Here is an 8,612-nt window from a genome sequence, read left to right on the forward strand (position 1 = left end):
GAGTTTTTTGAACCATGTCAGCGCGGGTGTGAAGTCCTGCATGTTGCCGCCCTTCGCCTGGTTGACCGCCACGGCCGCCACGTAACCGACAAAGGCGCTAGCCGGATCGAGGTAGCCGATCATGCCTTTGTATTCAGGCTTCAGCAGATCGTCCCAGGATTGCGGCACCGGCGCGCCGCCCAGCGCATCAACGTTAACCATAAAGCCCATGGTGCCGGAGTGCAGCGCCACCCATTTGCCGTCGGGATCTTTCATTCCGGCTGGGATTTCGTCCCAATGCGCGGGCTTATAGCTGCTGATGACACCGGCGCTGTCCGCCTGGATGCCAAAACTGACGCCGTAATAAACCACATCTGCCACCGGATTGCCCTTCTCCGCCACCATTTGCGCCAGCGCCTGGCCGGAGTTTTTGTTGTCCTGCGGCACTTGAATCCCGGTGTCTTTGGCAATGGCGTTAAGCTGGGTTCCCCAATCCGCCCACTCGGGAGGACAGTTGTAGCAGATCGCCGTATCGGCGGCCTGCGCCAGCGAACTGAACAGCGAGCCGGCGGTCAGTGCGAGCGCCCCGGCAATGATGGTGACTTTTTTCATGATGGTTCCCTGATGTTGGCAATTGAAGAAAAAGCGATTGCTGGCGCAGCGATGCTTTCGCCGCTGCGCAACCGATGCGCCAGTACGCGGGTACCGCGGCTGGCTTGTTGTAAAAGCATGTCGATGGCACCCGCGCCGAGCATGTCGGCGGGCTGCGTTACGCTCGCCAGCGACGGTGCGATTTGCTCGCCGATATCGATGCCATCAAATCCCATTACCGACAGCTGCTGCGGAATGCGCACGCCGGCGCGCGCCGCCGCACCAATCAGGCTGATGGCGAGCAGATCGTTAGTACAAATCACCGCGCTCAGCGGCATATCGCCTTGCAGCTGCGGCTGCAGCAGCGCGAAATCAGATTGGGTATGGCTGGGCATTTCAATGACCGGCAGCGCGGCGAGTCCGGCTTGTTGCATTGCATCGCAATAGCCTTGATAGCGTAGACGCGCGCGATCCGATTGCAGCATCGGCCCGGCCACCATACCGATGTGGCGATGACCGAGATTCAGCAGATGTTGAGTGGCTTCTTGCATCGCCTGGCGGTTATCGACGCAAATGGCGGGCCAGTGGGTTTCCTGCGGCACGTTGTGCGTCAGGACAAACGGCATGCTGGCTTGATGCAGCGTATGCAGGATGGCGCTGTTATCGGCGTCGGCAACGGTGAGAACCAAACCGGCCACGCGCTGATTCAGCATGTGCTCGACAATGGCCGCTTCACGTTCTGGCTGATAATCGCTGGTTGCCACCAACAGGCCGTAACCGGCAGCACGCGCCTGACGCTCCATCGCTTGCAGTTGGCGGGCGAAGATCGGATTGAGCAGCGACGGCAGCAGCACGCCGAAGGTGGTTGAACTCTGGGTACGCAGTTGGCGGGCAATGTGATTAGGGCGAAAGCCGAGCTGCTCGGAGGCGCTCAACACTTTTTCCAGCGTGTCAGCACGCAGCAGATGCGGATCAGAGAATGCGCGTGCAGCGGTGGCGCGAGAAACGCCAGCCAGTTTGGCCACGCTGATTAAATCGGACATGTTCGCCTCGTAAAGTGCCAATGAGATCGATCTCATTGGCGCTTAAACTAGCGGCGAACTGTGACAGCAACATCGCGGATAAATGACAGCGAGATGACAGCAGCGCGAACTGCTGTCAGGCAGGCATTACAACATCAGGAAGGCATAACCTTCGTTTTGCAGCGACGCCACGGTGGTGCCGCTCGACAGCGTATGAGTAACGCGCGTATCGATCCAGTCACGTTCCAGCTGATGGAAAGCCACCGATTGATCGCAAATGGTCACCTTCACGCCGGCTTTTCTCAGCTCATCAATCAGCTTGAGATTCGGGTTATCGGTGCCGTACGCTTTGCGAAACTGATCGTTGTTCAGCGCAGCAGGAACCGCATCGCTGTTGATCGACACCACAAACTTCAGCTGATCGAGCGGTACGCCCGCCGCGTAATAGAGGTTAGTGACGCGCGCCACACGCTCCAGCCCGAGGTTGGCCTGATGAATATCCCCTTCATTACGGTTGATCTGGAAGACGATTTTATTGCTCAACCCCGGCGTGGTGGCCGGATTGTAGTCCGGCACATTCACAAAGTGGATTTTGCCGTAACCGTCGATCGCCGGCGTGCTCCAGAAATCAGCCGGTTCGGTTTTCTTGTCGGCGAATTTATCGCTGACCTTGTCGACCAAATCGGGCAGTTGCAATACATTGCCGCCGACAAAACCTGCCAGGGCCGCAATAACGATATAGGATGCTGGACGCATTTCACTTCTCCTGTGCCTGAGATTTACATCTGTAAGAGTGCATAACCCTGATTTTCCAGCGTCGACACGGTAGTCGGGCTGGAGAGTGCATGAATCACCGATTGGTCAATCCACTCTTTCGGGAAGTGATGGAACGCCACCGACTGATCGCACACTGAAACTTTCACGCCCAACTTATTCAGCGCACCAATCAGCGCCAGATTAGGGTTGCCCGCTTTGTAGAACTGCTGGAAATGCGCGTTATCCAGCATCGCTGGCGTGGCATCACCGGTAACCGACACCACAAAGTGCAGGTCGTCGGCCGGTACGCCCGAAGCGATATAGAGATTGACCACGCGCGCAACACGTTCGAGTCCAAGATTTGGTCGCGTCATCTCTCCTTCACTTTTGGTGATTTGGAACACCACTTTGTTGCTTAAACCGACCACCGGTTTGAAGGCGGCATCCGGCTCGTAATGGATTTTGCCGTAGCCGTCGACGGCGGGCGTGCTCCAGAAACCGTCGGGATCGGTAGGTTCGGCAGAAAAATGGCTGACAACACGCTGATATAAGTCATCACCTTTGCTCACGGTGGCGCCAACAAAGCCTCCGACAATCGCGATAAGGGCGTATGAGACTACAGAACGCATAAAAACTCTCCGGCATGCACTGCGCGTCAATTCACAGTCCGTTTGAATAAAGTGCTTTATCTATACCACAGCGTGAGCAGGGCAAAAGTCCTGTAGTGACGGGCTGTCCGGCTGAATGGTTGCGTGCAAAATAATTAGCAGGGTTAATTGAAAAAGGCTTTCGATTGACGCTTTGTCAGGAGTTGAGAAAAGAGTGGACGTGAAATTGTGGTCATAATCCAGAATGGATAAGTTTACGTACGTTTAAAATCTGTCCAATAATTACTGTGCAAAATGCCCTTAACACCATAATCACGATTAAAATCACTGATGGATAAAGCGGGCCAACCGCGCTGATTTGCCTCTTCTTTTCAGAGTAAACCTGGAAAAGTTCATGCCAGGCTCAATAATTTTGAGCAACTTTACGTAACTTTAACTTTTACGGGTGAAGAAGCCTGTTTATCTCGCTGCGGCCTATTCAATTTTTTGCTGCAATTTCGTCGTGCTGTAACCATTTCTTCATTTATACCCCATCAAGCTTCGTCGTTTGCTTGTTGCCGCAGTCTGGTTAAGATAGAGCGCGTTACGCAAAGGGAAAATAGTGCAGAACATTTGAACCACTTACCTGTCCAATTTCGGGTGACTTTTACAGGATCAAGGCATGTTTAACCGGTTGAAAAAATCATTGCTGGCGGCCCTTATTCCTACGCTGCTGCTGACGCCGGCGCTGAGTGCGCGCGCTGACGTCAGTGATACGCTGCCCGACATGGGCACCACAGCAGGTTCGACGCTCTCGATTAATCAGGAATTGCAGATGGGCGACTTCTACGTGCGCCAGCTGCGCGCCAGTGCGCCTCTGATTAACGATCCGCTGTTGAATCAATATATTAATGAGCTCGGTCAGCGTCTGGTGGCACATGCCAACTCGGTACGCACGCCGTTCCACTTCTTTTTGATCCAGAACGATGAACTCAACGCCTTCGCCTTCTTTGGCGGCAACGTGGTGCTGCATTCATCGCTGTTCCGCTACACCGATAACGAAAGCCAGCTGGCATCGGTGATGGCGCACGAAATCTCGCACGTCACGCAGCGCCATCTGGCGCGCGCCATGGAAGAGCAGCGTCGTAATGCGCCGCTGACCTGGGTCGGCGCATTGGGGTCGATTCTGCTGGCGATGGCCAGTCCGCAAGCGGGCATGGCGGCGCTGACCGGTACGCTGGCGGGCGCACAGCAAGGCATTATCAGCTTTACCCAAGGCAACGAACAGGAAGCCGACCGCATCGGTATTCAGGTGCTGCAACGCGCCGGATTCGATCCGCAAGCGATGCCGACTTTCCTGCAGAAGCTGGCGGATCAGAGCCGCTTCTCCTCCAAACCACCGGAAATTTTGCTGACGCACCCGTTACCCGACAGTCGACTGGCCGATGCGCGTAACCGCGCCAACCAGATGCGTCCGGTGGTGGTGCAGTCGTCGCAGGATTTCTACATGGCGAAAGTGCGTTCGCTCGGCATGTACGCCACAGGCCGCAATCAGCTGACCGATGATCTGCTGAACGAATACGCCAAAGGCAACGTGCGCGAGCAGCAGGCGGCGCAGTACGGCAAAGCGGTGCAGTTCCTGCAGGCTAAAAGCTTTGATAGCGCCAAACGCGTGATCGCTCCGCTGCTGGCGAAGCAGCCGGATAACGTCTGGTTCCTCGATATCATGACCGACATCGACATCGGCCTGAATCAGCCGCAGCAGGCGATTGCCATGCTGACCAGCGCCAAAGGCAGCAGCACCAATCCGGTGCTGCAACTGAACCTGGCTAATGCCTATGTCGAAGCGAAACAGCCGGCCAACGCCAGCCGCATCCTCAATCGCTATACCTTTGCGCATCCGGATGATGTTAACGCCTTTGATCTGCTGGCGCAGGCTTCGGCGGCGCAGGGTTTGCGGGATGAAGAACTCTCGGCGCGCGCTGAAGGTTTGGCGCTGAATGGGCAGCTTGATCAGGCGATCTCTACCTTGAGCAGCGCCAGCGCGCAGGTGCCGCTCGGCAGCCTGAAACAAGCGCGCTATGACGCACGTATCGACCAGTTCCGTGAACTGCAGAAGCGTTTTAAGGTTTATCAAAAAGGATAAGAAGATGGTCAGCATTTATCACAACCCGCGCTGCAGCAAGAGCCGCGAGACGCTGGCGTTGTTACATGAGAAAGGTATCGAACCTGAAGTGGTGCTCTATCTTGAAACGCCGCCCGATGTGCCAACGCTACAGCGCCTGCTGCAACAGCTCGGCATGCACAGCGCACGCGAACTGATGCGCCGCAAAGAGGATCTGTATAAAGAGCTGGCTTTAGCGAATAGCGAGTTAAGCGAGGATCAGCTGCTGCAGGCGATGGTGGATCATCCGAAACTGATCGAACGCCCAATCGTGATCAATGGCAAACAGGCACGCATTGGCCGTCCGCCAGAAGCGGTGCTGGAGATTATCTAAAGCTCAAGCGCTTCTTTAACAAAGGGAATGGTGAGTTTGCGTTGGGCGCTGATGGAGGCGCGATCAAGACGATCCAGCGTATCAAACAGCGTACGCATCTCACGGTCGAGGCGTTTCAGCAGGAAGCGCCCGACATCTTCTGGCAACTCAAAACCACGCAGTCCAGCACGCAACTGCATCGCCTGTAATTTGTCGTCATCCGAGAGCGGCTGCAAACGGTAAATCTGTCCCCAATCGAGGCGTGAAGCCAGATCCGGTAAGCCGAGATTTAGCTGACGCGGCGGTCGATCGCCGGTGATCAGCAAACGCGTTTTACCGATTTCCAGGATGCGATTGTAGAGATCAAAGATCGCCATTTCCCACTCAGGATCGCCCGCGATGCATTCGATATTATCGATGCACACCAGCGCCAGATTCTCCATGCCTTCCAGTACTTCCGGCACAAACCACGTGCGCTTATCCAGCGGCACATAGCCCACCGCTTCGCTGCGCGCCGAGAGTTCCGCACAGGCTGCGTGCAGCAGATGACTGCGGCCACCGCCTTCGCGCGACCAGAAATAGAGATAGCTACCGTGTTGCTGAGAGAGTGCGCCTTGCAGCGCCGCCAGCAGAGACGTGTTTTCCCCCGGCCAGAAACTGGCGAAGGTTTCATCATCGGGTAAATAGAGTGGCAATGAGAGCTGTGCCGGCGTGTTCAGAAGTACCTCAACGGATGAGCGGGCAGAAAACCGCGCAAGTTTATCACGATCTTTGCCGGAGATGAACCGGGCTTCCCTGCCCGGCTTGCAGCCTTAACTTTCGCGCTTCTCTTCAGCGTCCAGCACTACTTCTTCCGGACGTAATACGCTGATTAAACGGAAGATCAAAGCCAGGCCAACGCCAACGATGGTTGCCAGCGCCATGCCTTTCAGCTCGGCCGCACCGATATGCACTTTGGCACCGCTCACGCCGATGATCAGGATCACCGAGGTCAGGATCAGGTTCTGCGCTTTGTTGTAATCCACTTTAGATTCGATCAATACACGAATACCGGATGCGCCGATCACGCCGTACAGCAGCAGCGAAACGCCGCCCATCACCGGCACGGGAACCGCCTGAATCGCCGCCGCCAGTTTGCCGACGCAGGAGAGCAGAATGGCAAAGATCGCCGCGCCGCCAATTACCCAGGTGCTGTAGACGCGGGTAATCGCCATTACGCCGATGTTCTCGCCGTAAGTGGTGTTCGGCGTGGAGCCGAAGAAGCCGGAGATCATGGTGGATAAACCGTTGGCGAACATCGAGCGATGCAGGCCCGGATCGCGGATCAGATCTTTCTTCACGATGTTGGCGGTAACCACTAAGTGACCCACGTGCTCGGCAATCACCACCAGCGCGGCTGGCAGAATGGTCAGCATCGCTACCCACTCAAAACGCGGCGTGTAGAAGGTTGGCAACGCAAACCACGGTGCATTTTCAACCGCGGTCCAGTCGACAATGCCCATCATGTAAGAGAGCGCATAGCCCACCAATACACCGACCAAAATCGGGATGATGGCGAGGAAACCACGGAACAGCACCGAACCAAACACGGTCACCGCCAGCGTCACCATTGAGATGATCACGGTTTTGCTGTCTGGCGATGTGCCATCAGCGGGCAGCAAACCGGCCATATTCGCCGCTACGCCCGCCAGTTCCAGACCGATAACCGCGACAATCGCGCCCATCGCCGCCGGTGGGAACATCACGTCAAGCCAGCCGGTTCCGGCTTTCTTGACGATCAGCGCCACAATGCAGAACAGCAAACCGCAGAGAATAAAGCCGCCCAGCGCCACTTCGTAACCCAGCGGCAACAGCAGCAGCACTGGTGAAATAAAGGCAAAGCTCGAACCGAGATAAGCCGGGATTTTGCCTTTACAGATAAACAGATAGAGCAGTGTTCCAACGCCGTTAAACAGCAACACCGTGGCCGGGTTGATGTGGAACAGAATCGGCACCAGCACGGTTGCGCCGAACATGGCGAACAGATGCTGCAAGCTGAGTGGAATGGTTTGTAAAAGCGGTGGGCGTTCGCTCACACCAATAGCGCGACGAGTCATTATTATCCCCTATCCTCTTCGTTCTTCGAGCCATGGCTGCGTTGGCTGCTCTCGTTCACCCGAATCACTTACTTAAGTAAGCTCATCGGGATGAACTCGTTTGCCGCCTTGCCCTGGCTCAAATAACTCGAGGATGACAATGTTGTGTTTTTGCCAAAAAAAGCCGACTCTCTGGCCGGCTGGTTTCTTTTATTTGGTTCCGAAAATCTTGTCCCCGGCATCGCCGAGTCCAGGAATGATGTAGCCCTTCTCGTTCAATCCCTGATCGATAGATGCGGTGTAGAGCTCCACATCCGGATGCGCTTTCTCCAGCGCGGCAATACCTTCAGGTGCGGCCACCAGCACCAGCACTTTAATGCTGGTACAACCGGCTTTCTTCAGCAGATCGATAGTGGCGATCATTGAACCACCGGTTGCCAGCATCGGGTCGACCACCAGCGCCAGGCGCTCTTCAATGTTCGACACCAGCTTCTGGAAATACGGTACCGGCTCCAGCGTCTCTTCATCACGATACACGCCAACCACGCTGATGCGCGCGCTTGGCACGTGCTCGAGCACACCTTCCATCATGCCGAGGCCAGCACGCAGAATCGGAACTACAGTGATTTTTTTACCTTTGATCTGATCGATTTCAACCGGACCATTCCAGCCTTCAATCGTGACGCGCTCGGTTTCCAGATCGGCGGTGGCTTCATAGGTCAGCAAGCTGCCCACTTCCGAGGCCAGCTCGCGGAAACGCTTGGTGCTGATATCATGCTCACGCATCAGGCCCAGTTTATGTTTGACCAGCGGGTGTTTGACTTCCACGATCTTCATGATTGTTCTCCCGGAATTGAGTTGAGCTAAAAAAAAATCGCCGGATTATACCGCCTTTTCGCCGCTGCGCCATATGTCATCGGTCAATAGCCTGCGTCATCTAAGGATTGGCGAAAATCTGAGGCTATGCAAAGGCAGCATGAGATGGGACTCGCAAACGTTTGCCTGCGCTGTTAGAATTGCCGCGCTTAATTTTTGCCACCAACCGCAACTCGCGTGGGGATTCCGCAGTGACCGACAAAACCTCTCTCAGCTACAAAGACGCCGGTGCTGATATCGATGCTGGTA

The 8,612-nt window shown here is 55.6% G+C and carries 9 protein-coding genes; 2 read left to right on the forward strand and 7 right to left on the reverse strand.

Going from position 1 to position 8,612, the window contains the following annotated elements; all coding sequences use genetic code 11:
- The 4 genes from RTY00_RS14095 to RTY00_RS14110 all read right to left on the reverse strand — a co-directional run.
- Positions 1–591: ABC transporter substrate-binding protein (locus tag RTY00_RS14095; protein WP_312664869.1), on the reverse strand; the 591-nt coding region annotated here is incomplete at its 3' end.
- The gene (locus RTY00_RS14100) at positions 588–1,613 is read right to left on the reverse strand and encodes a substrate-binding domain-containing protein (protein WP_312664870.1); all 1,026 of its coding nucleotides are present in this window, start codon (positions 1,611–1,613) and stop codon (positions 588–590) included. The genes RTY00_RS14095 and RTY00_RS14100, both read right to left, overlap by 4 nt.
- Positions 1,614–1,739: 126 nt before the next feature.
- Positions 1,740–2,348 carry a DsrE family protein gene (locus RTY00_RS14105; protein ID WP_312664871.1) on the reverse strand — a complete coding sequence of 203 codons (609 nt, stop codon included), beginning with the start codon at positions 2,346–2,348 and terminating at the stop codon, positions 1,740–1,742.
- Between the two features lie 23 nt (positions 2,349–2,371).
- Positions 2,372–2,977: a DsrE family protein gene (locus tag RTY00_RS14110; RefSeq protein ID WP_312664873.1), complete on the reverse strand. Its 606-nt coding sequence runs from the start codon at positions 2,975–2,977 to the stop codon at positions 2,372–2,374.
- A 640-nt stretch (positions 2,978–3,617) separates the two neighbouring features.
- On the opposite strand from RTY00_RS14110, the gene RTY00_RS14115 reads away from it, so the two are divergent.
- A complete protein-coding gene (locus RTY00_RS14115) occupies positions 3,618–5,081 on the forward strand; it encodes a tetratricopeptide repeat protein (RefSeq protein ID WP_061717947.1) in 1,464 nt (487 codons plus the stop codon).
- 4 nt (positions 5,082–5,085) lie between these two features.
- Positions 5,086–5,433: an arsenate reductase (glutaredoxin) gene (gene arsC, locus RTY00_RS14120; RefSeq protein WP_312664874.1), complete on the forward strand. Its 348-nt coding sequence runs from the start codon at positions 5,086–5,088 to the stop codon at positions 5,431–5,433.
- Here the strand turns inward: arsC and hda are convergent.
- From hda to upp, 3 genes are all read right to left on the reverse strand, one after another.
- Positions 5,430–6,131: a DnaA inactivator Hda gene (gene hda, locus RTY00_RS14125; protein WP_312664875.1), complete on the reverse strand. Its 702-nt coding sequence runs from the start codon at positions 6,129–6,131 to the stop codon at positions 5,430–5,432. The genes arsC and hda overlap by 4 nt on opposite strands.
- Before the next feature lie 93 nt (positions 6,132–6,224).
- Positions 6,225–7,508 (reverse strand): uracil permease, encoded by a 1,284-nt coding sequence (gene uraA, locus RTY00_RS14130; RefSeq protein ID WP_154181602.1) that lies wholly within the window; start codon positions 7,506–7,508, stop codon positions 6,225–6,227.
- A 189-nt stretch (positions 7,509–7,697) separates the two neighbouring features.
- Complete coding sequence (gene upp, locus RTY00_RS14135) at positions 7,698–8,324, reverse strand: uracil phosphoribosyltransferase (protein WP_008108331.1); 627 nt, start codon at positions 8,322–8,324, stop codon at positions 7,698–7,700.
- Positions 8,325–8,612 lie beyond the last annotated feature (288 nt).

This window comes from Pantoea sp. CTOTU49201 (genome assembly GCF_032054795.1).
Classification (GTDB): domain Bacteria; phylum Pseudomonadota; class Gammaproteobacteria; order Enterobacterales; family Enterobacteriaceae; genus Pantoea; species Pantoea symbiotica.

Bases quoted from the DNA above. Each gene is read 5' to 3' on its own strand.
- RTY00_RS14115 (WP_061717947.1), top strand. From the start codon at position 3,618: ATGTTTAACCGGTTGAAAAAATCATTGCTGGCGGCCCTTATTCCTACG.
- RTY00_RS14100 (WP_312664870.1), bottom strand. From the start codon at position 1,613: ATGTCCGATTTAATCAGCGTGGCCAAACTGGCTGGCGTTTCTCGCGCC.
- upp (WP_008108331.1), bottom strand. From the start codon at position 8,324: ATGAAGATCGTGGAAGTCAAACACCCGCTGGTCAAACATAAACTGGGC.
- uraA (WP_154181602.1), bottom strand. From the start codon at position 7,508: ATGACTCGTCGCGCTATTGGTGTGAGCGAACGCCCACCGCTTTTACAA.
- RTY00_RS14105 (WP_312664871.1), bottom strand. From the start codon at position 2,348: ATGCGTCCAGCATCCTATATCGTTATTGCGGCCCTGGCAGGTTTTGTC.
- RTY00_RS14110 (WP_312664873.1), bottom strand. From the start codon at position 2,977: ATGCGTTCTGTAGTCTCATACGCCCTTATCGCGATTGTCGGAGGCTTT.
- arsC (WP_312664874.1), top strand. From the start codon at position 5,086: ATGGTCAGCATTTATCACAACCCGCGCTGCAGCAAGAGCCGCGAGACG.